The sequence below is a fragment of the Seinonella peptonophila genome (genome assembly GCF_900129355.1).
GTDB lineage: Bacteria > Bacillota > Bacilli > Thermoactinomycetales > Thermoactinomycetaceae > Seinonella > Seinonella peptonophila.
Map to the genome: position 1 here is coordinate 17,474 of NZ_FQVL01000010.1, position 25,422 is coordinate 42,895.

Here is a 25,422-nt window from a genome sequence, read left to right on the forward strand (position 1 = left end):
AGCTGAATATCAATTACTTAATGAGCTATATATTTACTTTTACAATAATTCGCATGAGTGCTATGATAATGATAAAAGCTTCATTTTACCTATTGAGGTTTATAATGACAAAAGGAGGAGGAAGATGAAATATCTTATGCGTCTTGTAGTCTTTCTACTCGTCTTTCTCACAATCATCCCTGCTATGTCTAAAGCTGAGGAGAAAATAGATTTAGTTTTAAAGTTTTCACCCAAAGAATCTACCTTGATTGCGAGTACAGTAGCAGTTGCAGGAAACCCACTTGAAGAGACGAAGCAATTAGTTCCAAAACCATATGGTGGAAAGAAAACATTAGAGTATTGGATTAATGGAAATCCAGGTCAGCCGATTCAAGCAGATCAAAATACAACTGAGTTTCGGTTGCCTCCCCCTAAAATGGAGGATATTCCTGAAAAGTCCAATCCACCAATGATTGTGAAGTTAAAACTAACTGCTGAAAATGCACCACCTATTGAAAAAGAAGTTGAAGTCATGGATGAACCAAAGACAAAATTGACTGTAAATACTGAAATAGTAGGCCAAGACCTAAAATTAAAATACAAGCCAGAAGATCATTTTGCACGCTTGATTGAATCATCAAGCACCTTGTTCGTCCTGACTGATCCAAAAACTGCACAAGGTGCTGGTAAACAAACAGTTGAAGCATCGGGCGATCATTCCGAATTTAAACAAGCCACTCTCAAACTACCTGATTCATTGGATTCTCTAAAGTTGACTGGATATTTTACAGGAAGTCGCGATTGTATTCAAATAAGAGGAGATTTGTGTGATTATCAAAAGGATAAAGTGGTGCTCATTTGGGCAACTGCTGTTTTAGATGTAAAGAAACCAGCCCCAGCCCCTATTCCTAAACCTACACCGACTCCAACTCCATCGCCTACTCCAAAACAAGTATCGATTGATGTGAAACCAAATATAAAATCCGATGGCGGACTTACCGTAGATGCATCCATTAAAGATCATAAAGTAGCGAAAGGAAAATGGAAAGTTACCCTTAATGGAAAGACAGATGAGTTTGATGAAGATATCAACATTTCTCATCCATATGAGAAAGAGAAGCTAAAAGTAGGCAAACAGCCCTTGATTGTTGAATTTACTGGAGAAGCAGATGGAGCAGCAGTAGTAGGGAAACAGGAAATGGAAGTAAATATTCCATCCCCATCTCCAGAGCAAGCACAGATTGAAATTCAACCAAACTTTACTGATGAAGCTAAGTTGATCATAGATGCGAACTTAAAGGATTATAAAGAAGCAAAGGGTAAGTGGAAAGTTACCCTTGATGGAAAGACAGATGAGTTTGATGAAGATCGTAACATTTCTCATCCATATGAAAAAGGAAAATTAAAAGTAGGAAAGCTGCCCTTGATTGTTGAATTTTCTGGAGAAGCAGATGGAAAAGCAGTGACTGCTAAACAGGAGATGGAAATAGAGGTCAAACCCTCAAATGTAACAATTGAGCTTCAACATCAATGGGTGCAACAAAAACTGAAGCTAACAGCAAGTTTAAAAGATGTAAAATCAGCAGATGGGGAATGGATAGCAACGATCGGAGAGAAGACGGAGACAAAGAAAAACAAAGAAGCATCCTTTAGTCAAGAGATTGATACTCAACAGCTAAAACAACCACAAGAAATTGCCATTCATTATCAAGGAAAGACTTTGAATGATACTGTCGAAGGCAAGTATGAAGGAAGATTATTTCTATTAGAAGTTAGCCATTTGATCAATAAAAATGGAGATTTGGAAGTAAATGCAAAGCTACCTAGTGAGCTGATTTCTAAACTGAACGAGCCTACGGGGAACATGGGATGGAAGCTTACTCTTAATCAATTGGTTAAACAAGTAAAGGATGATCAAGGAACACTGCATGTAACGATCCCAAAAAGTGAGTTTTCTTTACAAGAGAAGATGACTTTGACCATACAATATAACAACAAACTAGATGGAAAAGAGATGATCGGAGTCGGTCAACAAATCATTCCACCTTCTAATAATCCTAAAGAAGATGCGATAAAAACTACCAATCCAAACAGAAATGAAAATCCAAAACCTGGGGCTCCGATCATAGGCGGACCGTTACCAAAAACGGCAACTTCATATCCTGTAGGTATGGTTTATGGGTTACTCTTGTTGATTGTATCCATGTATATATTTAGGTTTCACAAACAAGCATCTGGCAAAGATGATAATCCGTGATGAAAATTGAGGTTTAAATGAATCAATCAGTGTGTTTCAGAGAGATGAAGCACACTGATTTTAAACTTGAGGGAAACCGATAAGATTTCCAATCAAGAATGGTAGATACCATAATAGAATTGCCCAAATCCAGGAGATTGGTCTAGAAAAGCCGAGAACCTTTTGATAACCCCATGCAGATAGTATCCAATTCCAGATAGTAAAGATGGTGATTGAACCCAACACGTAAGCTAGATGTGAAGGCGATACATGAAATAGTGATTGAAACGAATAGGAAACCAACTGTTCCCCACGCTCAAAAAAATGGGTAAGGGCCTTTAATACACTAGCAAGGACAGGGATTGCTTGAAGATAGATACTCAATGATAAGACTTGTTTGTATGATACTGCCTTTTTTGAGATTTTAGAAATGCCATATAGGATACTTGTCATGACTAATAAAGAAACTAAATACGATATGAGGTCAACCATTAATGAACCTATTGGCATATAGGTATACGAAATTGACACAGGGGTAGAGTTACCTGGAATCCACTCCGTTGTTTTGATACGTGTACCAAAGAATATTGCAAGGGAATGAAGAACACAAATGATGAACAAAGGCATCCAGAGCGTTGGTTGTTCATATAGCCTAGAAAGTTCAGTTTGTGGTCTCCAAATCATTCCGAGTAATGAAGGCTTTTTCATTGTTATCCTCTCTCCTATGTATGATAAAAGCTACCCTTCTATTTTTGTATGAAATATAAAAGAAAATCAAGAACCTAGGCATCTTTTCATGTTTTCAAGGAATTGATTCCATTTTAATACGTAGCAATAGTATACTTTAATCTTTATTTGCTTAGAGCATAGGTGATAAGATTGAATAAACAAATGATTATTGTAGCTGGGTTGTACGGTTCTGGTAAAAGTACCTTTCGAGAGTTATTGCATCCTACAGGTATTATTTTAGATGCTGATGAAATCAGTAAAAAATTAAATTCTAAATATACAATGAGGTTGCTAAGGATTTTTTTGGCTAGGCGTGAAATGAATCGAACTTTGAAAAACACATTGAACAGAAATTTAGATTTTCTAATTGAGTATACATTGGTTTTCCAAAAACCATTACGAAAAATGAAACTAGCAAAGAAGAAAGGGTATCAAATTTCCCTGCATTTCATAAGTCTTAACAGTCCAAGTCATCATATTCAAAATGTTGCTAAAAGGGTTCGATATGGTGGTCATTCCATTCCAAAACTATTTATTCGCTTTGGCTATCCACTATGTTATTTTCATTTTTTAAAAGCATTAAAATATGCTAATACAGTTACAGTTTGGGGAAATTCAGGGGAATTCAAAAAAATAATGGAAATTAGAGATAACAAAATTATATATATAAATGAACCGTTGCCAAGTAAGTTGAAAAACTTAAAATCTAAAATTCAAAAATCGATAGAAAAAGAACGTTCATTTTTAAACATGCCAAATATTAAGAAAAAAATAAAGACCAATCAAATCGTTCGATCGTAAAAGGTGATGATATGGATGCAGGCAAGTTAGTTCCAAAATTTAATATCCATCTAATGAAGAGGATTACATCAACTGCTTTGGTGTCAATTGCCGGTACAATAGCGATTAGTGAATGTATAATTTGGAAAGCGTTAACCCCAAAAAGAAAACCTCTTATAAAAGATATAGACTTACCATTTTACGAAAATATTACAATTGAAAATACTGATGGTGATCGTCGAAATCAGAAGTTTAAACTCCAAGGCTGGCTCGTAAGACCCCAAAAAGAATCCAAAGGATTAGTGATATTTACTCATGGTTATTCAGGTAATCGAATTAGTAATCCTACAGTAAGAGGATTACTAAAAGAGTTTCATTTAAGAGGCTATACTTGCCTACTATATGATTCGAGGAGATGTGGGGAATCAGAAGGGAAAAAGATTACAGGAGGTGTATTTGAGCCAAATGATTTATTGGCGGTTACAAGGGATGCTCTTTATAAATATGGTTTTAAGGGACATCCAATCTTCTATTATGGATACTCGTTTGGAGGAGCTACTTCAATTGTAACGGCTTTAAAAGCCAAACAGGAATTTGGTCAAGATTTTCAAATATGTGGCGTGATCGCTGATTCAAGTTTTTCAGATATGAAAACATATATTCAGGATTATGTTCCCCACTTAGCAGCGCAAAAAATATCAGGGGGACATTTCATTGCTAAAGGGTTGTTACCAGTCATTATGGGCATGGCGAAATTAAAAAAAATAGATCCGGAATCTCCTCTTAAAGCGGTTCAATCATTGGACTTTCCTCCTCTTTTCTTAGTTCATTCGAAGCATGATTATGCGATACCCGCTTCGGAGAGTGTGAAATTATGGCAAAACTATCATGGTAAAGGACCTGTCATGCTTTGGCTGACCGATGCACAAGGACATGTGAAATCCTATCTTCAATCTCCAGAAGTGTATATTTCGAATGTGTTTCATTTTACAAATATAGGATCGAAACGGCTGCGATCATCTTTATTTCAAGCTTCATCTAAAGGAAAAGAGGAGTTAATTTTTGAGAAGATCATTTATAAAGATAATCAATCCAGGGAAATAGAATAAATCTATTTTAGGAATAAATAAAAATAAAGTAGACAAAACCTATTCCACAAATGATTGTAACTATATAGATAAAACTTAATAAGAAAAGCGTTTTTATACGATTTTGTTCGTATGTAGCGTTATGTTTACTTTTTTGTGATTTACCCAAAAAAATGGTCAAATATAAAGTAAGTGCTAATAATAAACCAAGAATGATAATAGCGATTGTAAACATATCTAATCCTCCTTTGAAGATTGGATGTATGGAGTAGTATATCCCTCAACCTGGATATAGATTATATCAATCTTTATCAGTATAAGGGAAGCGTTTAAGATCATAACAAATCCTACAAACAAGATATTTATTTAAAGAGTAGATCGATTTTTGCTTTAAATCATGTAGATCTTTCAATCTTGTTTGATTAGAAAATAAAGAGGGAAAGCTTTTCGTGATCAAATCAAATTGTATGATAGGAGGATAAAATGAAGAACGATGACAATTTACATATCGGAAATGAATTTAATTTTGGAGATAATGATGGAATCATTGCGATTCCTCAAGATGATTCTCGAGTCTATATAACAAAAATATATGGTGGACAATCCATTCAGAATATAGTGAATGAAAAGAGCTCGCAACATTCGCATTTTCGAGCTCATCATTATCTATTTGAAGCAGCAATCCAGTTCGTGTTGCCTCAGGAAATGATAGCACCTATTATGAGTCGATTGAATCAATTATTACTTCTTTGTGATCAGATGTATGTTTTAAGCCGTACAAAATATAGATTGAATATTGACTCAGTTGTTCAAATGATTAAAAGAGAAAATCAATCTATTACTCGTGAAGAGTTTGATCATGCAGTAGAAAATTGGGTCCAACTGATTAAACAGATGATCAAAAACGATCATAATTGTATACAAATTCAAAACAGAATTAACGACTTACGCAATCGTTTTGTCCAATCTGATCAGAATATACAAATGAAAGAACTATTTTTAGCTCTTTGTATACAAACGTTAGATGAATCATTTGAAGCTGTGCAAAGAGAGATCAGAAGACACACTTTTTTTGACCCAATATTTTCTAAAAATCTATTGCATTCGTTAGCAACGAAAGTAGAGAAGAGAAGCCAAGAGTTTCAGTTAAGATACTCGGAACTAGAAGAGATTCAGAAGAAACTGAATCAGAATCATTCAGGAAAGTACATTCTATTGACTGGTAGAAGAGAAACAGGAAAGACTTTTTTAATCAATAAGCTGATTCATTCATCATATTGGGATGAACAGCGTACAGTTGCACCTTGGCTGCCACAAGTTGTTTTTCAAAGTGGAGTTGGAAATGTAAAGATGTTTATTCAATCATTGCTCGAGCAATTGAATATGTTAATCATCGATCAAATAAAATGGGTGCCTGATGATGAAATGTTTGCAGAAGATGTTGATGTGATGGTAAGGTATGAAGCGGAGTTGAGGGCGGCTCTTCAAGAAGTAGTCAATGAAAGAGGAAAAATCATAGTCGTGATAGATGGACTTGATGAAGTCTCTCCATATAAAGAGGATTTCCGTTTTTTACCTACTAATTTGCCGGAAGGTGTCACTTTTCTAGTATCAGCTTGTAAAAATAGTGCAGCTGAACAATGGTTATTAAGGCATCATGAGTATTGTGTTGAGCATCTTTCGCCTGTTTCTCATCTCCACAGAGATCAAGTTGCGCAACTGTTGGAGATCTCATTTACAGATCGAGTTGGTCAGGCATTTGTTGACAAAGTAATGCAAAAGACCGCCGGTATTGCACTGCTGGTATTTCCGATTGCGAGAGATCTACAAAGACTAGAAAAAAAATATTCTAAAGTAGAGGTATACGATAAAAAAGGCTTCTTTGAACGATTGGCAGAGAAGTGGAGAATAAAGGGAGCTCCTAAGGAAGTCATTCCGATTCTAAGCAGAGTTCACCAATTGCTTGCAATTTTTCAACCAATAGCTCTGCTTGATTTCGATATGATCAAGCTATTTTTACGGGTATGTGGAGATCAGTTACCCGATGTGAAGCGATATTTAGATCAGCTTCATGAGCAGCTAGAAGGAGATGTTTTACGCGAGGGGGTAAAACTGTATGTGGAAGCATACGCTGATTTTGTAAGACAGAAGTTTTATGGTTTAGATATGGAAGAATGTTTTCAATATGTGATTCGATGGTTATTAGAAATGCTTAAACCAAAATATCTGAATCGTCGTTTTGGTAAGGAAAAAATGCTAGGTATCTTAACAAACTTCCTAGAATTTTGGATGGATAAAAATCGGTTAAAGAAGGAATGGTATGCTGAAGAAATTGGTGATGAGCTAATAAAGCAATTGGGTCATCAGAATGCGGATCTTCTTTTTCAAATTGCCAAATATAATAATACTCGGGGAATAGATGGTTATCGTTCTGGGTTTCGTTTCAAATGTATTGTTCATTCAGCGTTGCTTAGGCATACAAATGCAATGCGGCTGTTAGGAGTAATTCTTATAGCAAATCGAAAGATAGAGGAAGGACGAATTTGGCTGTCTCGAGCTGCTAATGCAGGCGATATTTCATCAATGATTTTTTTAGGGAGTCATTATATTGATCATCCACCAGTAGATCAAAGAAAAGGAAAAGAGTGGTTAGAACGAGCGATTCAGAAAGGTTCATCGAAAGGAATGGTTGAACTGGGAACTCGCTTGTTAAAAGGTAATGGTTTGCCAAAAGATCTAAGGAATGGGCTTTGTTGGATTGAACAAGCAGCAAATTTAGGTTCGATTGAAGCAATGATGATGTTGATTTTGAATGGGGACGAATTGAGAGAAATAGGATTTTATATTGATCAAGAATACTGGTTTAAAAAGGGATGCGATGCAGGAAATATTCAAGCAATTTATCTGTACGCTAAGTATTTGCTTGAGCAGAAGAGGGATATCGAAGAGGGCGAGCGTTTGTTAATGCAAGCCGCTGATTCCGGTTACCAAAATGCGATGTTGGATCTCGCAAAACGTTATCTTACAGGTGACTTGCTCAAACGCAATCCTGAAAAAGGGAAAAAATATATCTATCGAGCTGCAAAAAAGGGTTATCCTCAGGCTATTTTAGAATTAGCTATCTGCTTGCTTGACGGACAAGGTTTGCCACAACAGAAAGAAGAGGGTCAGAACTGGTTAAATCTTGCAGTTGAGGAACTCAAGTATCAACCAGCAATTGTTGAGCTGGGTATCCGTCTTTTGGATGGTCGAGGATATTCACAGGACTTACGTAGAGGGCGCAAACTGCTTAAACAATCATTTGAAGATCCGAAGGCAAAATTTGAAATAGGATCTCGGATGTTAGATGGAAGAGGGTTTCAGAGAAATGTAAAATTAGGACGGCGCTATCTGAAGAAGACGCATGGTAGGAATAGGCGTTATCCACGTGCTTTGTGTGAAGTGGGTGTGCGTTATCTAGATGGTGATGGTTTAGATGTAAATCAATCGATGGGGAGATACTGGTTAGATAAAGGAATCACAAGCGGTCACCAAAGATCTATGTTAGAAATGGGTGTACGTCTTCTGGAAGGTGAAGGGCTACCGCAAAATATTGAAAATGGAAGAAAACTGATACTAAGGGCAGCAAAATTGGGGAATCTTACTGCAATGCTTGAGTTAGGTATTCGGTTATTGGATGGTAATGGCTTTGAACAAGATATAGTAAATGGAGAGAAATGGATTCATAAGACAGCTTTACGTGGCTTTGATGCAGGCAAACTTGAATTAGGTGTTCGTTTGTTAGATGGAAATGGATTAATGGAGAATATTGAAGAAGGTAGAAAATGGCTGATTGAAACAGCCGAGAAAGGTGACCTCCATGCCATGCTAGAATGTGGAGAACGATATTTAGAAGGGAATAAGTTTCCACTAGATATGAAAGAAGGCAGGAAATGGTTGGAACGAGCAAATAGAATCTGCCACGACTTAAATTCATTAGTTTAAAAATTGTTATATCGGGAAAATTTTCATTTATACCACTATTAGGGAGATGGGGAAATGGAAGAAAAAAAGTATGATAATAAAAACGTTTTTCATTTTGCAAAGGAAAACAAAGGTATCATCAGTATTGGTCAAGATGAATCTGTACATTTTATAACGATGAATAAAATGTCTAATACAGAGAATGAGTTGTTACTAGAAAAGATAAGCGAATTAATTCAATGGGCACAGCAAACAAATGAGCTGTCAGAAGAGCAAAAGGAGGATATTATTGACTTAGGTGAGACAGTTTCGGATCAAATAGAAGCAGGAAAACCAAAATCTGGGGTTATCAAACAATTAAATGCACGTTTAGGAGATGTTCGCCATTTACTTGCAGGAGGTCAATTGGGTGCAGGATTAGTCAGTATGGTCATGGATTTATTACAATCTTTTTTAAAAGGTTGATAAACCTCAGATTTCAGAAGGGAAAAAAGTTACGGGAGGTGTATTTGAGTCAAATGATTTATTAGCGGTTACAGGAGATGCCCTCTATAAATATTGTTTTAAGGGACATCCAATTTTCTATTATGGATACTCGTTGGGAGGAGCCACTTCAAAGTAACAGCTTTAAAAGCCAAACAGGAATTTGGTTAAGATTTTCAAATAGGTGGAGTGATTGCTGATTCAAGTTTTTCATATATGAAGACATAGAGTTGATCTTGAGGGCTAAAGGATACCCATTTCATTTAGTCTTTTAGTGATTCTGGTTGTTATTAAATGTATATAGCATTCAGAAATACGCTTATCGATATTTGCTTATTCAGGAATTGGTTCAAATATAATACCCTTTGGTGTTCTTATCTTCATATATCCATTGAGGTATGCACCCTCATATACTCCCCATCTCTGATCGCCCGGAGTTTACCACAAATCATTCTTCGATTGATGATTTTAAATTCCTTACGAGCCATAAAGGCTTCAAATTAACTAGAAGATTCTCTTTCAAATTCATTCTCTTGTAAACTGACCAACAATTTCAACTTCCACTGGAGTCCGAGAACAAAGAATAATTTGCCTCTTTGGAGTTATCACAGGTTTGAGTTATCGAATTGAATAAAATTTGTTTTTGTTTCAAGTTAGGAAATTTTGTTGTCAGTGATCAAAAACAGCCCAAGTCAAAATTTCATGTTTAGCTTTTCTCACTTTGGGGGATTGTTATATGACTGGATTATGTCATACCCCGACAATTTCTCTTATAGCCTATCTTTGGAGGTGATATTTGTCGGGGATCCGAGAGGTGCCACTACTACCTATTTTCGAATGGTTGTCAAGACACCGGAAGGTGAATCATGGATCTGACCAAGATGGTCACTGTCGAGTCATGCTCCGAGTCCAACTGCCCCAACCACACGGGGGGCTGTCTGTCCTGCGGTTGCAACTGCCCGCCCAGGGGCAACTCGTGTGCCTGCTGCGGCGCCAGTGACTAAGTAGCTTTCTGCAACATTCAAGATGCTGTAGAAAAGACAAGTGTGTGAAAAACGGGTTCACCACGAGTGGTCGTAAGACCCTGTGAATAAATGAATTGCGGAAACACCCGCGAGGGAATCCCGTGCCCTCAGTGATCGCGAAAACTGCCGCGATCAACTCGATTCTACTATCTTAATATTTAGAATAAAAAATTATTATAAATATATCGAAGTATTCCCTTGATTGTGTATCGGCTGATATCCGCTAGATGGATGGTGATGGTTTAGATGCAAATCAACCATTGGATATAAAACTTATGGTTTAGTCCCATTGGAGAATTTAGTTACCATTCTTCTAATGAGACTTATTTTTTTATTAAAATGGTAAAATGAAATGAAAGAGCTTATGTATGATTTTCCTCTTCCTGTGTTTAATTCACTCACTTTAATTATCCTTAAATATCAATTTGCACTAGTTGATATGTAGAAGAATTTATATGCGTTTTATTCGGAATATAAATACTAATTAGAATAATTGGCGTATGTGGTTAGGTGATTTATACTGAGTATGTGATACTAGTATTGGAGGTGAAAAATGTTGCCTGCCAACATTTCTACATTTATGAAACGACGGATTAACCGACTTGCTTACGGTCATATTCGTAAAAACGGTTTCACGCCATTTCCTAAAAATATATTTACAGAATGGAAGACAACAATTGATTGTGGTATTGATGAGTTGAAAAGTATGCATTCTATTCTACGGTATTTTAGTTGGCTGATTATTCCGTTTTATGCAATGAAGTTAAAATGGAATCTTGCTATCTTCGTACTCTTAGCTATCTTCTCTTTTGCAGTAATGGATACGATTTCGTCAGCAGTGTTGGTTTTGATTTCGTCCTATATCGGGACATTGCTGTTGATTAGTATTGCTATCAAAGGTTACCAACTAGTTTTACGTTCCATGACCAATGGTTATCGTTTATATAAAAGCCAGCTATTACAAATGCTTAATACTTTAATTGATTTGGTCAATCAGGAACCGAATTTGCGCTCATATTATATTAGTGAGGGGAAGGAAGATCCTGAATGGTTCCATATTAACCTGTATACAACTACAGAATATGGTGTAAATGGAATTGATGCAAATTATTTAGAATCAAAGTTTAACAAGAGAATAAACCAGTTTACTAACCACCGAGAATTTATCTATTTTCAAATTAAGGTTACAGGGGAGAATTTGCAGAAAGCTGGTTCATGGGGAGAGGATACCGCTTCTTCTATAGATATTCCAATCAGTGAGTTATCTGAAAAAGAGCGAACCAAGCAAATCGAAAAAGCATTGAAGGAATTGGATGAAATGGTTGGGCTACAACCAGTCAAAGATTATATTTATGAATTAAAAGATTGGGTTGCTTTACAAAATGAGCGTAGTAAAATTGGACAGCCGATTTCCAAACAGAGTATGCACTTGATCTTCACAGGTAACCCAGGGACAGGAAAAACAACAATTGCACGTATTGTGGCAAAGACGCTTCATTCCTTGGGAGTAGTATCCAAAGGGCATTTGGTAGAAGTGACGCGTGAAGATTTGGTTGCTGAGTATATTGGTCAAACGGCACCAAAGACGAAAAAAGTGATTGAGAGGGCAGTGGGTGGCATTCTATTTATTGATGAAGCATATGCTTTGTCCAGAGGAGCCGAGTTTGATTTTGGACGAGAAGCAATTGATACATTAGTAAAAGGAATGGAAGAATATCGTTCAGATTTGGTTGTGATCTTAGCAGGATATACAAAAGAGATGAATGAGTTTTTGAAAATGAATAGTGGTTTAAAATCCCGTTTTCCAAACCAAATTGAATTTCCAGACTATACGCCGGATGAATTGTTTCAACTTGCCTTACAGCAATTAAAACAAGAACAGTTGAAGTTGCACGGTGAGGCAGAAAAAGCGTTGTATGACGTACTTCGAAGCAAACAGATTGCAGGTCGAAATGATGATGGAAATGGACGTTTAGTGCGCAATATCATACAGCAAGCCGTAAGAAAGCAATCCAAACGATTAAAGCAACTTGAACATTATTCAGAAGATGAACTCACTATGCTTCGTGCGGAAGATTTTAATCCTACAGTTGTCGATACTAAGCCGTTTCAGCTAGAAGAAGCATTTTCTACGATCGTGGGAAATGAAGAAGTGAAACAGCACATTCGTTCACTTGTTGCTCAGATACGTATTCAAAAAATGCGTGAAGAGCAAGGTTTAAGTAAAGGATGGAGTCAATCGTTACATATGGTTTTTAAAGGGAACCCAGGTACAGGCAAAACCACCTTTGCACGCGTTTTGGCAAAAGTAATGAAAGAAGTTGGCATCTTAAAGTCAGGTCAATTGATAGAGACAGATCGTAGTGGGCTAGTTGCAGGCTATATTGGCCAGACAGCAGTAAAGGTAAACGAAATAATAAAGGAAGCGTTGGGTGGCATTCTATTTATTGATGAAGCTTATTCTTTGATTCCAAAAGGAGAAGGTGATTTTGGTCGAGAGGCGATCGATACGTTGGTAAAAGGAATGGAAGATCACAGAGAAAATCTAATTGTTGTTTTGGCTGGTTATGATCAAGATATGGATCAATTTTTTGCTGTAAATCCAGGACTTCAATCCCGATTTCCACACGTGTTCCATTTCCAAAATTACAGTGCAGAGGAATTGTTTCAGATTCTAGTCATTCAGACAGAAGCAGAAAATTATCGCTTACATAACGATTGTCGAGCTGCTTTATGGCCAATCCTTGAAAAAGAAGCTGCTAACCCCAGTTCAAGTAATGGTCGCTTTGTTCGCAATCTATTTGAACAAGCGGTTCGTAATAAAGCTTTGCGATTACAAGAACTAAGTAGATTGGAGAAAGATGATTTAATCTTACTAAAACCGGAAGATTTTATATCCTAAATGAACTGTAGATAAATGAAGCAAGTAGTAGCGTTAGGGGATATTTAACAAAATAACATTTATGGTTTCGCTAAGGTTATGAAAAAACTCAGGGTCTTCAAGATCCCTGGGTTTCTTTTATTTAACTATAGCATTATATGAGTAAATAGTAGATTTGAGAGACTTTTTGTAATATTGGAGAGGGATGGAGTATTATTAGATTAGTAATATGAAACCAAGACTTTTTAGAATGAATGGAGGTAAGATATGTCTGAACCTCAAAAGCAGATAAAAAAAGAACTTGGACCTGTGATTGGTTTATCAATAGGTATTGGATTTGGGGTGAGTTTTGGAGCTGCAATCGGTCTTCTCATGGAGAATTTATTGCAAGGTTTATTAATAGGTATTGGATTTGGATTAGCCTTTGGCTTATCAATGGGAGCTGCATATACTATGAGGAAATCAAAGAAAAAGTAGTGAGATATCAATATGTTGGTCATTCATTAGAGTTTAACTATAATAAGTCGATTGAACTTATATGTTCTATTCTAACTGATTGCTCCTTTAGATATCGATCTGTATTGATCAATAAGCCTAAAGAACCTTTTATTATGTAATTGAGTGAGTATCTACCTTGATGACGTGTACATATAGTCTCCATACTGTTGTAAGAGTCGCCAATCTAAAAAGTACATGTAAAAAGAAGTTCTACATGTACTTTTAAAATCTTTCCTTCTTATTAAAAATAACGTACTCAACTGTTTTTTTTATTCTACTTGAGTGAGTATCTCTTTCATGTTAACGGATTCTATCGCTTCTATGGGGGAATCATATGTTTTCCAATTTTCCGTGCTCATTAGAACGCTCTTTGGTTGTGAACGAAGACCACTTACGACCAGCTCAATTCCACGATCTTGAAATTGATCCCGTATTTTTGTCATCACAGTAACCCCAGTAGTATCTAGATATGGCACATGATCCATCATCAAAATCACTTTTTGGTGTTCAGGGTGAGCCTGTATCGAATTCATCAATTGCTTGACAGATCCAAAATAGACAGGTCCCTCTAAGGAATAGATCCCGATATCTGAAGGCGTTTTGTCCAATTCAATAGACCGAATGTGACATTTGCCCATCCGAATCATAAAGATCAGCATAGATAATATGATCCCAGCTAACACACCAATGGTTAAATCAGCGAGTACAGTTAATAAAAAGGTAACACAGAGTACAAGTGAATCACTGGTTTTCATTTGTAATAATTGTTGGAATTTTTTTCGTTCACTCATTTTCCATGCGACAACCATGAGAATGGGGGCCATACTGGCGAGGGGTACATGAACAGCAAAGGGTGCGAAAAAGAGCAGAGTACAAAGTACAAATAAGCTATGGATCATGGATGACAAAGGGGAGATTGCGCCGCTTCGAATATTGGTTGCTGTTCGCGCAATCGCACCAGTTGCTGGAATTCCTCCAAAAAAAGGCGTTACAACGTTGGCAATTCCTTGCCCGATCAGCTCGCGATTACTGTGATGCTTATCTCCACTCATCTCATCAGCGACATGAGCGGACAATAGTGATTCTATACCACCCAAAAAAGCGATTAACATAGCGGGAACCAACAAATTGATTACGTTATCTATTGAAATGGGAAGCCATGTAAAAGAGGGGAGAGAACTGGGGAAACCACCGAATAGTGAGCCAATTGTGCTGACCTTTCCGGGATAAAAAAGATAAGCAACTGATGCTGATAAGACAAGACCGATAATGGGTGCGGGTAGCTTTGGCCAAAAATGTTGAAGAAGCAAAATTACAGTCAGACAGATACAAGCTGTTAGAAGACTCCATATATCAAATGTATGGGCATGATTGATCATGATTAATAATTTTGTTACAAAAGACTGCCCTTGTTTCTGAATATCGAGACCAAGAAAAGCACTAATTTGTCCAAAGAAGATAATCACTGCAATTCCTGCTGTAAAACCAATTGTAACGGGTCTAGGAATAAATTGTATCCATGTTCCTAAACGAAACAACCCCATCATAATGAGAATCACACCTGCAAGACAACCTGCTATCAAAAGTTGCTGATATCCATATTGCATAACAATCCCAAATAGCATAGGGACAAAAGCGCCTGTAGGTCCTACTACTTGAAATCGTGATCCACCAAAAAGTGCGGCTAGAAAACCAGCAACAATGGTCGTATAGATGCCATATTCTGGTTTTACACCTGAGGCAATTGCAAATGCCATGGCCAAGGGGATTGCTACAATCCCAACAATTACTCCTGCGAGCAGATCACGCTGTAAAGAGGACCATGAATATTTACGAAAACGCTGATTTGTAAACATTTTTTCTCTCATCGCCATCCTTTTCTCAAAAATATTTGACATTAAGGAACATATTGATTCTACTTTTTTTACCAAATGGGGCATTCGGCCCATGCTTTCCGCAATAATCATTTTACTATACTAGTATTTATTTCTCAAATATTTCCGACAAAAAACAAAACAATAAGCAATACGCATAACTAGTTGAATTTTGTTTTGTATCAAAGGGATATTTAGTTATATTTTGTTAAATCAACTAAAAAAACGTGGTTTTTCATAGGCAATTACTATAAAATGACTCATGGGCTTTTCGAGCAAAAATAGGTAGATATGTATCAATTTCATCAATCATTCTTCCAAGTAGAAATAATCTAATAAAAGGTGGTATCATGAGTCGATCTAAATGGTTATTTTACAAAGGGCTTTTTGGTTTAATGGGTCTAGCTTTGATTATTTTTGTTTCGGCTTTAGGGCTAAAGGTATATAATTATTTTACAGGAGATAATATTGATGTTGTGAAAGAAACCAAGCAATTCATCAATCCCCAAAGTCCTGCTTCTTACAAAAATGAACCCAAGCAACAAGATGAACACTCTTCACAAATTGAATCACCAGAACAAAAGTCAATTTCCCCCTCGAAAGAGCTGAAAGAAAATTCTGTAGTGAAAAAGCCAGCATCATCGCGTTTAAACACACCTCAACAAAATACAAATGAAAAAGAAAAAAATATCGAACAAAAACAAACGAATCAGGTAGATAAATCATCAGATCAAGAGAAAGTTTCAACTATTTCCCAAAAATTCCCTGGTCGTGAATACTTTAAATTGAATGCTAAAAATGAATATGTGACTCAATTAGGGCAATTATTGGTTAACGCTGGTTATGGAAAATATTATCAAGAGGGTCCTAATTCTACATTTACACAAGCCGATCAAAAAAATTGTCAATCTTTTCAAGTTGCCCAAGGTTGGGTTGGTAAAGACGCAGATGGATACCCAGGACCTGAAACATGGAATCGATTGGTTAAGATTTGGAATCAAAAACATTAGGTTTATCGTTTCATCCTAATGTTTTATATAAAAAATAATCGATATATTACGAATATACAGTTTATACAAGTGTTTACCTTAAAATATGTTTTCCTGTGACTGATCCATTATCTTATTATTTCGTGGAAAAAAACCTGTAGTATTGGATAGCATTGCGGATTGATTAATGCATCGAATTACAGAACCAAACACTTTATCTGGACAGACTACTATACGTTTCTATCAGGAAGGAGAATATAGAAGGGGTTTTCAACTAGGTCACTTTCTAGGTAATGGATTTGAACTACTACCACCTACAGAGGTGGTAGATTCCTGCGAACACCAGACCAACGTCCAGTTATCTTAGCAGGCTCTACCCGCCGTCCCAGCGGTGAAAACAAAGTATGCTCTGCTATGCTCCCTACTTTCGCTTGGTTTTCGCAACTTCGGTGAGCTGGGTGGTTGAAGATTTTACGTTACTGACCCTTTCCAGCAACAACCCCATATCTTCAGTTTTCAAAGAGCTACAACTATTCTAACAAAGAAAGTGGTTCTAAGCATCCCCGCAAAAGGGATACCGAACCACGTCCCATTCACCTCACCGCTTGTAGAAGCGGGAGTACTCTTGGACGAATTTGGATAGACGCTATTTAGAAAATCAAACTCGTATACAAGGTGCATTAAGTGGAGTAATTGAACCTCCTCATTATCATATTATTCGTGGAAATAATGGAAAGGTGAGGTGATTTATACAATCTGAACATAATGAGTGTATTTTCTTGAACGTTGACTCGGCTTTCTTATCAGTAGATTATGGTAAGATGATGGTCTACTTTTAAAAGTAAATTCCATTGTGCTGATCTTAGCTAGTTCTTAGCTTTTATACTTTCAATGGGTCAATAGAAGGGAGTATGTACGCAGATGAGATCACAATTAAAATACTGGAACAGTGTAGCAAATGAAAAGGAATTTACGACAGATTTCCAGAATGAGCTATTCTCCAAGTATGTAAATAAAGATGGGTATATATTGGATTATGGCTGTGGGTATGGGAGAACATTACTTGATTTAAATGAACGAAAATTTACGAATTTATATGGAGTAGATTTTTCAGAAGCGATGATAAAGCGGGCAAAATCGCATGGTATGCCTATTCAATTTGATACAGTTGAGAGTGGAAAAATCCCATTTTCAGATAACTTTTTTGATGCAGTTTTACTACTGGCTGTTCTCACATGTGTATATCAGGATCAAGAACAGAATGATATTTTAAATGAAATAAAACGTGTATTAAAACCTGAAGGAATTCTCTATATTAATGATTTTCTACTTAATGATGATCAACGAAACAAAAAAAGATATGAACAATATAGTGATAAATATTCGACTTACGGTGTTTTTGAATTATCAGATGGAGCAATTTTGCGCCATCATAGTGAGAATCGAGTGGGAAAATTGACAAGAGACTTTGAAGAGTTAAAGTATGAAAAGATAAGGTTTTTTACAATGAATGGTAACCGTTCTAATGGATTTGTATATGTGGGTAGGAATAAAAAAGAAGATAGGATCTGATTTGGTTCATATCCCATAGTAGATGGGAGTTCCCAAGAATCCCTCACCACAAGCGCCAGCTAGGTGGCGGGAGTGTTCAATTCATCCATCCAGTATGCTTCACGAATATTGATTTGTTGTCGTAACTTTCTTAGCAATTCTAATGTTATGCTTCCTTTCTCATATAAAGATTGACATTCATCCCGTTCTGCTTGGAATGCTTTATCCTGTAATTTTCGTTCCAAACGAAATTTTTTAGTGGAAGCAGATTGTGGGATGGAATCATTTAGTTTTGTTAGAGTTTTGTTGAACTCTCCAATAATTAGAAAGACAATACTCTTATTCTCTGGTGTTACTTCATCTTTCAATGCTTGAATTGCAACCTTTGCCAATTTCTTTTTTAATTCGTTTGTTTTTGTTTGATTATTGAAGAAACGCTTTTGCTTTTTGAAGCGAAAAAATAGAAGGAGCTTGTAAAAAATTCTTTTTAAAATTGTGCCTAGATAAAGGGTTTGAAATCTAAATCGGTTGGTGACAGCCATTTCCAATCGTCGAATGGAAAGTTGAATGAGATAAGCAGTTTCACGATCGATTTTTTTACTTTTAAATAAAGAAGTAATAAAGTGCGACTGGGCTTCTAATGCTTTCAATCGCAGATCATTCTTTTTTTGTTTTATTTCATTTGACTCTCTAGCAGGAATCCCATATTTTAACTCATTCATCTCATGACTATAGGTTGTAATTAATCTTAGGGAAGCTAGATGATTTTCTTCGTTTGTTAATTCTTGTAAAGTCCGAATGGCAGCTTCCTTCATCCTAATTAAGGCTCTTTTCTCCATCTTTTCAATTTCTTTTTTCTCTATATAGTCTTCCGATTTTGCCATAATAGGTAATAGCAAAGTAGCCAAGATTAATGTAAATAATATAACACCAGCAGCAATAAAGATAATAAGTTCTCTTCCTGGAAACGGCATACCATTTGCTAAACTTAACGGAATTGAAAATGCTCCAGCCAAAGTAATGGCTCCTCTAATGCCAGAGATTGTTAAAATGCCAACTGATTTCAATGTGGGGGTGGCAATTCGCTTTATCTTTAATTTCCATCCAATCCACCATACCGTTGAGATCCAGACAAAACGTAGAAATATAAGTGCAATCGTAATCATAAGAATATATCGAACTACAACATAGTTATTAAAATGAGGATTGGAAAAAATCTCATTCATCACATGGGGGATCTGTAATCCTAGCAAAACAAAAACGAGTCCATTTAAAATATATAAAACAACCGTCCAAGTACTTTTTGAAACAATTTGTAATCCAATTTTAGGTGTTCTTTCTCGATCTTTTTCAATTGCATGAACAATTCCAGCGGATACGACAGCTAAAATACCAGAACAGTGCATTTGCTCTATGGCAATATAGATGAAAAAAGGAGTAAGAATCTGAATGAGCATATGTATTGTGACGTCTTCCATCCCTAATCGTCGGATGAAGACTCGCAATCGAATAATCAAGATAGCAAGAATAATTCCCCCTAGGAAACCACCTAATGCAATTACGATAAAACTAACACTTGCATGCCATAATGAAAAAGCTCCAGTTACTGCTGCTGAAACAGCAAACTTAAATGCTACAAGCCCTGATGCATCATTCATCAATCCTTCCCCTTCAAGTAAATGCATCAACTTTTGAGGGATGTTCACTCGGCTTGAAATAGCGCTTACAGCTACAATGTCTGTTGGGGATAAGATTGCAGCGAGTGCAAAAGCTGCTGGTAACGAAATCAATGGTACGATCAGATGAATCAAATGTCCGATTACAAGTACAGTAAGAAATACCAAACCTAAAGCAAGCGATAAGATAGGGATTCGTAAATTCCATAACTCCCGTCTAGAAACATTTCGACCATCATGAAATAACAAAGGTGCAATAAATAAAACCAAAAACAACTCAGTCTCCAGTGAAACATGGATGTTTAGAGGCAGTAAAGCGATCACTACACCTAATATAATTTGAATAATAGGAACGGGAACAAATGGAAGCCAGTGATTCAAGATGCTTGAAACCCCAATTATTGACAATAGCAATAATATTATTAAGAATAACTCCATCAGAAAGGCACCCTTTTAAACCATATCATTTAGCTTTTTCTTACCTATTATGCAAAATTTCGTTCTCTACAGCTTACCAACAAGAATTCCATTGAAATGAGTCTTATGAACATCTAGCAGTTTCCTGTAGATAGGTTATAAATTGATTAATAGGATACCTATCAAGATCGTACTAATACCTAATATTTGATTCCAAATGATCCTTTCTTTCCAAACTATTATTCCCCAAATCATAGTAACTATGGCAAATAATGAAGTGATCGTAACGACAACAGAAGTATTTGCAGTAGTGATTCCTAAGTTATAACTAATGAGAGCAATCACATCGAAAATGCCAACTAAAGAGATCCAGCCTATATCAGCTAGTTGAGGTCTTTTAGGTTTTTGTTTGAAAACCCGTAGAATGAGTGGTAGTGCAATAATAGATTGAGCTCGACCAATCCAGACTGTACTAAAAGCGCCCATTTGACTTGTTGGGAATTTTAGCCCAAAGAATGCTACTCCTAGTAAAATGGATGCTAAAATGGCCCACATGATTCCTTTTCGTGAACTTTTTGACGAAGGTTCTTCTGTTAATTTAAGAGAAGCGATGATAACTCCAATAATTGTCAGAATAATCCCGATAAGTGTAATGATAGACGGAGTTTCGCCAAATATAATAGCTAAGATTACCGTAATGGCAGCAAAACTTGAAGCGATGGGAGCAACAATGGATACTTTGCCTATGGCAAGCCCTTGATAGAGACAAAGGATTCCCAGAAGATCAATTCCCATAAATATCATAGCTAGCATGACCATATATCCATGATTCATAATAGAATGCCACTCATCACTACTAAAGAGGTAAATGCTTAGTACAGCTAGACCAACCGCTTGCATATAAATCAAAGTGGTATAACTCCCAATTCTTCGACTAGATAAACCAGCTAGAAAATCGGCTGTTCCAAAAGCAAAAGCAGAGAGTAATCCATATAATAAACCACTGATGACCATCGTTTTCACATCCTGTTTCATTCAATTTCATATAGTACGAATTCAAAATAAATGGCTAAATTTTTTAGGAGAGTTTTTTCTTTGCTGAGATTCCCAATTTTTTAAGTAACTGAATCGCCAATTCTTTTTCTTGTTGATTTAAACCGTCCATGGCTTCATTTAAAGCAGCAAACTGCTGAGGTAAGATCTCTTTCATCAACTTGAGACCGGCAGGGGTAAGATTTGCAAGGATCATTCGCCGATCCTTATGATCTGGTTTACGGGTGATATAGCCCTTTTTCTCCAGTTTATCTATTACATATGTGATACTGGCATTTGCTAATAGGATTTTTTTACCAATTGCCTGAAGCGAAAAAGCTCCCTTACTATAAAGCAGTTCCAACACAGAAAATTCGGATAGACTCAAACCATGCCGTTTTGCATCTAGTTGAGAGTGTTCCATTACACTTTTATATGCACGTGATAAAACAATAAATAGCTTGAGTGTAGTGTCATCATTCAACGATAGTCCTCCTTCCTTCAAATATTTCAATCCTGTAATATTTGAATTTGAAATTAATGATATGAGAGATCATTTAAAATGTCAATATGAAATGATTTGCTTAATTGCCCATCTAATAGAATAATATTGTTTTAATTTATAATTAGATAAGTCGGAAGAGAGTGAAACATATATAATTGAATATAGGCAATACCAAAAAACTAAAGGAGGATTATATGGAGAAAGAACAGCGAAAACAAGGGTTACAACGTGGACTAAAACAGCGTCATGTAACTTTAATGTCATTGGGTGCCGCTATTGGTGTAGGTTTATTTTTAGGTTCTGCTTCTGCAATTAAGCTGGCTGGTCCATCGATTATGATTAGCTACTTATTAGGAGGATTCGCCTTATTTTTTATTATGCGAGCCCTTGGCGAAATGGCGATTGAAAATCCAGTGGCGGGTTCTTTTAGTCGCTATGCTCATCAGCATCTTGGCTCATGGGCGGGATATATTACCGGATGGAATTATTGGTTTATGTGGGTTGTAACTTGTATGGGGGAAGTGACAGCGGTTGGTACTTATATGGACTTTTGGATTCCAGGTGTACCGAGTTGGATTTGGGCATTGATTTCTTTACTTGTTATTACGGCCATTAATTTTATTGCTGTACGGGCTTATGGTGAGTTGGAATTTTGGTTTGCGCTAATTAAAGTTGTCACGATCCTTCTGATGATTATTGTAGGTTTTGGTATTATTATTTTTGGGTTAGGAAATGGTGGTATAGCCACGGGGATAAGTAATCTATGGAATCATGGTGGTTTTTTTGCAAATGGTTATAAAGGAATTCTTATGTCTTTACAGATGGTGATGTTTGCCTATTTGGGAATAGAGATGATTGGTCTTACAGCAGGAGAAGTAGAGCAACCGGAGAAAACATTATCTCGAGCCATTGATAATGTTTTCTGGCGTATTCTTATCTTTTATGTAGGTGCATTGTTTGTCATTATGTCTATTTATCCTTGGACTGAGATTGGAACCAAAGGAAGTCCTTTTGTCACAACTTTTGCTCATGTTGGTATTCCAGCAGCTGCTGGTATTATTAACTTTGTAGTACTGACAGCAGCTCTATCCTCTTGTAATAGTGGTATCTTTAGTACGGGTCGAATGTTATTTAACTTAGCTTCACAAGGGGATGCCCCAAGTAATTGGAAACAGATCAATCAATCGGGAGTACCAGGAAAAGCTATTTTAATCTCGGGTCTTGCTTTGTTAGCAGGGGTAGGACTTAACTATTGGATGCCGAAAGAGGCTTTTAAAATTATTACGAGTGTTGCCACATTTGGTGCTATTTGGACGTGGGCGATTATTCTGCTTTCTCAACTACGCTATCGCAAGGGCCTCACAAAGGATCAACAGGAAAAATTAAAATATAAGATGCCTTGGTATCCATATAGTAATTATTTCACGCTACTTTTTTTATTAATGGTAGTAGGGGTGATGATGTATTTTCCAGATACACGAATTTCTGTGATCGTTGGACCCATTTTTTATGGTATACTTACGATTATTTATTATGGACGGGGTTTACACAAAAGAGATCAGGAAAGGTATCCATCAAAATCTCATTCTGCTTAACAATGATGATAAATGTAGTTGCTATTTACAGATTGATCGAGATTTCCAGAAGAAGATAAGCAGTTAATAGCAACAAGGGCAAAATATCAATAAAATCCTTCTCATTTATATCGTTCTTCTGTTGTTCTTTCATTTATTGTAAGTGATTGATTGGTTACTATTTTGCTACGTAGAAATATATCTAATAATTTCCCGCACATTAATTTTGCTAATGGATTATCTTTAAGTAAAGATGCCAGTAAGGGAAGAGAAGGATTTTTTTCAGGAAATTGAATCCCTGATAGACATGGCTGAATAGAGGCGGGTATGTATTTATCCTCACGATATATTCCTTTTCCATTGTGTACAATAAACATGATTCGAGGATGCTTTGAATTATTAATCCCAAAAATACAGTCATTTTTTTTAAGTTCGTCATTTAACATTTTTGTAATTTTTTTGTTATTGCTCTTTATAAAATCAGAAGTTACTGCAATTCCACCATCTTGGGCTCTTTGTTTTGACCGCTCAATATTTAAATCAAGATCATCTAAATAGACTATGTAAAGGTTTGTAATAAAGCCGTTGTTTCGAGCAACTTCTAAAGAGTTTATGGGAATGGAACAACTTTCAAATAAAAATGATTTTCTCATTCGTATATACTCATTGCGTTTATTTGTGATCATATTTAGAGAATCTGCCCTTCTCTGTGCCTCTTGAAATGAAAGATTTCGATCTAATTCCCTTTGCTCTTTTTGAAATTGTTGAATCAATTTATCGGGAATAAATATTTCTCCAAACCGATCTCCGAAAATATTTTCAATCATTTCAATTATTGTTGTTTTACCTGAATTGGATGGCCCGATAAATACTGAAAGCACAGGAGAAGTATTTTCCAAGTTGGTTTCTTTATCCTTGATCACTATTCATCCCTCTTTTCAAATGAGATCGAAATAAACATATCCATCTTTTAGAGGAGGAAGATACATAGGTGGAAATTTGTTTCGATAATGAAATTTGTGCTTGTCGATTCAATTCAATCTTCATTTAAATCCTCCTTCCAAGTGCATTGTCTCTGTTCTTACATATGCTAAGATAATGTTAGGTTGTGGTAATCCTTGCTTGGTAGAAGGAGAGTAGGAACAAGCAAGTTCATGACTTATGTCTTGAAGCAACCGGTTTGTTGTTTACTTTAAGGAGACCGGAGTGAAGTGTACCATTTGTGGAAAAGATCCGTGTGAAGGTACTGATGCGTGTATCGTACGTGACGTGTATCAGGATGCGGCGAAAGCCGATCTAGACGATTTAGACGATCTAGACGATTGATAAAAGGAGCGAGCATTGGTCCATTTGCAGCGATGATGCTGTAGGATCAATGCTTGCTCCTTTAGATGAATTAATCTTTTTCATAAAGATTATATACAGTAGCTCCATCACCATCCATTACATAGCCGTTTTGTTGATCTTGAACACAGATAGCATAAGCATAATTGGAAACTTCTTTGTTGAAGTCAACTAGGTCTTTTAATTTATCTTCAAATAAGACTATTTTTTGATCTGATACATCTTTTGTCGCCTCAGGTGTATGATTGGTATAAAGACGTGGAGATGAGTGATCTCCTAAAAAAGAGACTTCATAAATGTGTGAAGTAGATATAAATTCTTTTGGATTCTCTTGGGGACTTTCTGAGATGTTAATACGGCTTTGATCCTTTAGCATCATTTCACCTGAGCTTAGTAGCGCAAAGTCTTGGTCGGTTAGATTTTTACAATCAACCTCAGCAACTCGATCTGACAATTGCTCAGGCGGTGAAGAATTTTTTTGTACTGAAGAAACAGATGAAGACTTATCTAATTGTTCGGATTGCAGGGAATTTGTGATTCCATACACACCGAATCCACCTAAAGCTAAACTTGCTAGAGCCGCTAAAGTGGTCATATTACTCCTTTTTCTATTGGCCATGAAGTGTGCCAGTTTCCCTCTTTTTGCTAATTTGCTATTCAATATTTTTCCACCCCTTTCTATTATATAATAGTATAAATATAGATATATTGCTTAAATATTTGCAGAACAATGGAATGATAATATATAAAATATGAATCTCTTTTATACTCCAACTGAGTACTTGCTATTTGAAGCTA

Annotated in this window: 19 protein-coding genes; 10 read left to right on the plus strand and 9 right to left on the minus strand. The window is 36.2% G+C overall.

The annotated features are described in order from the left end of the window. The first annotated feature begins 124 nt into the window (after nucleotides 1-124). Nucleotides 125-2,236, plus strand: coding sequence for a hypothetical protein (locus BUB71_RS14105; protein ID WP_073155878.1), 2,112 nt, complete (start codon nucleotides 125-127; stop codon nucleotides 2,234-2,236). Nucleotides 2,237-2,296: 60 nt separating this feature from the next. Here the strand turns inward: BUB71_RS14105 and yknW are convergent, their stop codons facing one another. After that, nucleotides 2,297-2,923, minus strand: coding sequence for a YknW family membrane protein (gene yknW, locus BUB71_RS14110; RefSeq protein ID WP_073155881.1), 627 nt, complete (start codon nucleotides 2,921-2,923; stop codon nucleotides 2,297-2,299). 171 nt (nucleotides 2,924-3,094) lie between these two features. Between yknW and BUB71_RS14115 the strand changes: the two genes are divergently transcribed. The 4 genes from BUB71_RS14115 to BUB71_RS14135 all read left to right on the plus strand — a co-directional run bounded on the left by BUB71_RS14115 (nucleotide 3,095) and on the right by BUB71_RS14135 (nucleotide 9,240). Further along, on the plus strand, nucleotides 3,095-3,745 hold the full coding sequence (locus BUB71_RS14115; protein ID WP_073155885.1) for an AAA family ATPase: 651 nt from the start codon (nucleotides 3,095-3,097) through the stop codon (nucleotides 3,743-3,745). 11 nt (nucleotides 3,746-3,756) lie between these two features. Continuing rightward, nucleotides 3,757-4,833, plus strand: a complete 1,077-nt coding sequence (locus BUB71_RS14120) for an alpha/beta hydrolase (RefSeq protein WP_073155888.1) — start codon at nucleotides 3,757-3,759, stop codon at nucleotides 4,831-4,833. Between the two features lie 462 nt (nucleotides 4,834-5,295). Continuing rightward, nucleotides 5,296-8,796 carry a tetratricopeptide repeat protein gene (locus BUB71_RS14130; protein WP_073155894.1) on the plus strand — a complete coding sequence of 1,167 codons (3,501 nt, stop codon included), beginning with the start codon at nucleotides 5,296-5,298 and terminating at the stop codon, nucleotides 8,794-8,796. Between the two features lie 54 nt (nucleotides 8,797-8,850). Then, nucleotides 8,851-9,240: a hypothetical protein gene (locus tag BUB71_RS14135; RefSeq protein WP_073155898.1), complete on the plus strand. Its 390-nt coding sequence runs from the start codon at nucleotides 8,851-8,853 to the stop codon at nucleotides 9,238-9,240. 914 nt (nucleotides 9,241-10,154) lie between these two features. On the opposite strand, the gene BUB71_RS20220 is transcribed toward BUB71_RS14135, so the two are convergent. After that, nucleotides 10,155-10,283, minus strand: a complete 129-nt coding sequence (locus tag BUB71_RS20220) for a hypothetical protein (RefSeq protein WP_281248209.1) — start codon at nucleotides 10,281-10,283, stop codon at nucleotides 10,155-10,157. A gap of 553 nt (nucleotides 10,284-10,836) precedes the next feature. On the opposite strand from BUB71_RS20220, the gene BUB71_RS14140 reads away from it, so the two are divergent. Beyond that, entirely contained in the window at nucleotides 10,837-13,185 is a 2,349-nt protein-coding gene (locus BUB71_RS14140) for an AAA family ATPase (RefSeq protein ID WP_139279118.1), read from the plus strand. A gap of 246 nt (nucleotides 13,186-13,431) precedes the next feature. After that, nucleotides 13,432-13,641: a hypothetical protein gene (locus BUB71_RS14145; RefSeq protein WP_073155901.1), complete on the plus strand. Its 210-nt coding sequence runs from the start codon at nucleotides 13,432-13,434 to the stop codon at nucleotides 13,639-13,641. A 290-nt stretch (nucleotides 13,642-13,931) separates the two neighbouring features. Here the strand turns inward: BUB71_RS14145 and BUB71_RS14150 are convergent, their stop codons facing one another. Next, nucleotides 13,932-15,530 carry a SulP family inorganic anion transporter gene (locus tag BUB71_RS14150; RefSeq protein ID WP_073155904.1) on the minus strand — a complete coding sequence of 533 codons (1,599 nt, stop codon included), beginning with the start codon at nucleotides 15,528-15,530 and terminating at the stop codon, nucleotides 13,932-13,934. Nucleotides 15,531-15,943: 413 nt separating this feature from the next. On the opposite strand from BUB71_RS14150, the gene BUB71_RS14155 reads away from it, so the two are divergent. Then, complete coding sequence (locus BUB71_RS14155) at nucleotides 15,944-16,546, plus strand: peptidoglycan-binding protein (RefSeq protein ID WP_139279119.1); 603 nt, start codon at nucleotides 15,944-15,946, stop codon at nucleotides 16,544-16,546. Nucleotides 16,547-17,446: 900 nt separating this feature from the next. Continuing rightward, on the plus strand, nucleotides 17,447-18,097 hold the full coding sequence (locus BUB71_RS14160; protein ID WP_073155910.1) for a class I SAM-dependent methyltransferase: 651 nt from the start codon (nucleotides 17,447-17,449) through the stop codon (nucleotides 18,095-18,097). 59 nt (nucleotides 18,098-18,156) lie between these two features. On the opposite strand, the gene BUB71_RS14165 is transcribed toward BUB71_RS14160, so the two are convergent. The 3 genes from BUB71_RS14165 to BUB71_RS14175 all read right to left on the minus strand — a co-directional run bounded on the left by BUB71_RS14165 (nucleotide 18,157) and on the right by BUB71_RS14175 (nucleotide 21,685). Further along, entirely contained in the window at nucleotides 18,157-20,190 is a 2,034-nt protein-coding gene (locus BUB71_RS14165) for a Na+/H+ antiporter (protein ID WP_073155913.1), read from the minus strand. 135 nt (nucleotides 20,191-20,325) lie between these two features. Then, entirely contained in the window at nucleotides 20,326-21,183 is an 858-nt protein-coding gene (locus tag BUB71_RS14170) for an EamA family transporter (protein WP_073155916.1), read from the minus strand. Between the two features lie 64 nt (nucleotides 21,184-21,247). Beyond that, a complete protein-coding gene (locus BUB71_RS14175) occupies nucleotides 21,248-21,685 on the minus strand; it encodes a MarR family winged helix-turn-helix transcriptional regulator (protein WP_245815644.1) in 438 nt (145 codons plus the stop codon). Nucleotides 21,686-21,900: 215 nt separating this feature from the next. On the opposite strand from BUB71_RS14175, the gene BUB71_RS14180 reads away from it, so the two are divergent. After that, entirely contained in the window at nucleotides 21,901-23,301 is a 1,401-nt protein-coding gene (locus BUB71_RS14180) for an amino acid permease (protein ID WP_073155924.1), read from the plus strand. 101 nt (nucleotides 23,302-23,402) lie between these two features. On the opposite strand, the gene BUB71_RS14185 is transcribed toward BUB71_RS14180, so the two are convergent. From BUB71_RS14185 to BUB71_RS14190, 3 genes are all read right to left on the minus strand, one after another. After that, a complete protein-coding gene (locus tag BUB71_RS14185) occupies nucleotides 23,403-24,203 on the minus strand; it encodes a hypothetical protein (RefSeq protein ID WP_073155927.1) in 801 nt (266 codons plus the stop codon). Then, nucleotides 24,190-24,327 (minus strand): hypothetical protein, encoded by a 138-nt coding sequence (locus tag BUB71_RS19650; protein ID WP_175552375.1) that lies wholly within the window; start codon nucleotides 24,325-24,327, stop codon nucleotides 24,190-24,192. Before BUB71_RS19650 ends, BUB71_RS14185 begins: the two co-directional genes overlap by 14 nt. 349 nt (nucleotides 24,328-24,676) lie before the next feature. Continuing rightward, nucleotides 24,677-25,285, minus strand: coding sequence for a hypothetical protein (locus BUB71_RS14190; RefSeq protein WP_139279120.1), 609 nt, complete (start codon nucleotides 25,283-25,285; stop codon nucleotides 24,677-24,679). Nucleotides 25,286-25,422: the final 137 nt, after the last annotated feature.

What these genes read in the sequence shown, in the direction of transcription:
- BUB71_RS14150 (WP_073155904.1), bottom strand. Translation starts at nt 15,530, where the DNA reads ATGAGAGAAAAAATGTTTACAAATCAGCGTTTTCGTAAATATTCATGG.
- BUB71_RS14145 (WP_073155901.1), top strand. Translation starts at nt 13,432, where the DNA reads ATGTCTGAACCTCAAAAGCAGATAAAAAAAGAACTTGGACCTGTGATT.
- BUB71_RS14120 (WP_073155888.1), top strand. Translation starts at nt 3,757, where the DNA reads ATGGATGCAGGCAAGTTAGTTCCAAAATTTAATATCCATCTAATGAAG.
- BUB71_RS14140 (WP_139279118.1), top strand. Translation starts at nt 10,837, where the DNA reads ATGTTGCCTGCCAACATTTCTACATTTATGAAACGACGGATTAACCGA.
- BUB71_RS14180 (WP_073155924.1), top strand. Translation starts at nt 21,901, where the DNA reads ATGGAGAAAGAACAGCGAAAACAAGGGTTACAACGTGGACTAAAACAG.
- BUB71_RS14130 (WP_073155894.1), top strand. Translation starts at nt 5,296, where the DNA reads ATGAAGAACGATGACAATTTACATATCGGAAATGAATTTAATTTTGGA.
- BUB71_RS14105 (WP_073155878.1), top strand. Translation starts at nt 125, where the DNA reads ATGAAATATCTTATGCGTCTTGTAGTCTTTCTACTCGTCTTTCTCACA.
- BUB71_RS14135 (WP_073155898.1), top strand. Translation starts at nt 8,851, where the DNA reads ATGGAAGAAAAAAAGTATGATAATAAAAACGTTTTTCATTTTGCAAAG.
- yknW (WP_073155881.1), bottom strand. Translation starts at nt 2,923, where the DNA reads ATGAAAAAGCCTTCATTACTCGGAATGATTTGGAGACCACAAACTGAA.
- BUB71_RS14165 (WP_073155913.1), bottom strand. Translation starts at nt 20,190, where the DNA reads ATGGAGTTATTCTTAATAATATTATTGCTATTGTCAATAATTGGGGTT.
- BUB71_RS14160 (WP_073155910.1), top strand. Translation starts at nt 17,447, where the DNA reads ATGAGATCACAATTAAAATACTGGAACAGTGTAGCAAATGAAAAGGAA.
- BUB71_RS19650 (WP_175552375.1), bottom strand. Translation starts at nt 24,327, where the DNA reads ATGAAGATTGAATTGAATCGACAAGCACAAATTTCATTATCGAAACAA.
- BUB71_RS14170 (WP_073155916.1), bottom strand. Translation starts at nt 21,183, where the DNA reads ATGGTCATCAGTGGTTTATTATATGGATTACTCTCTGCTTTTGCTTTT.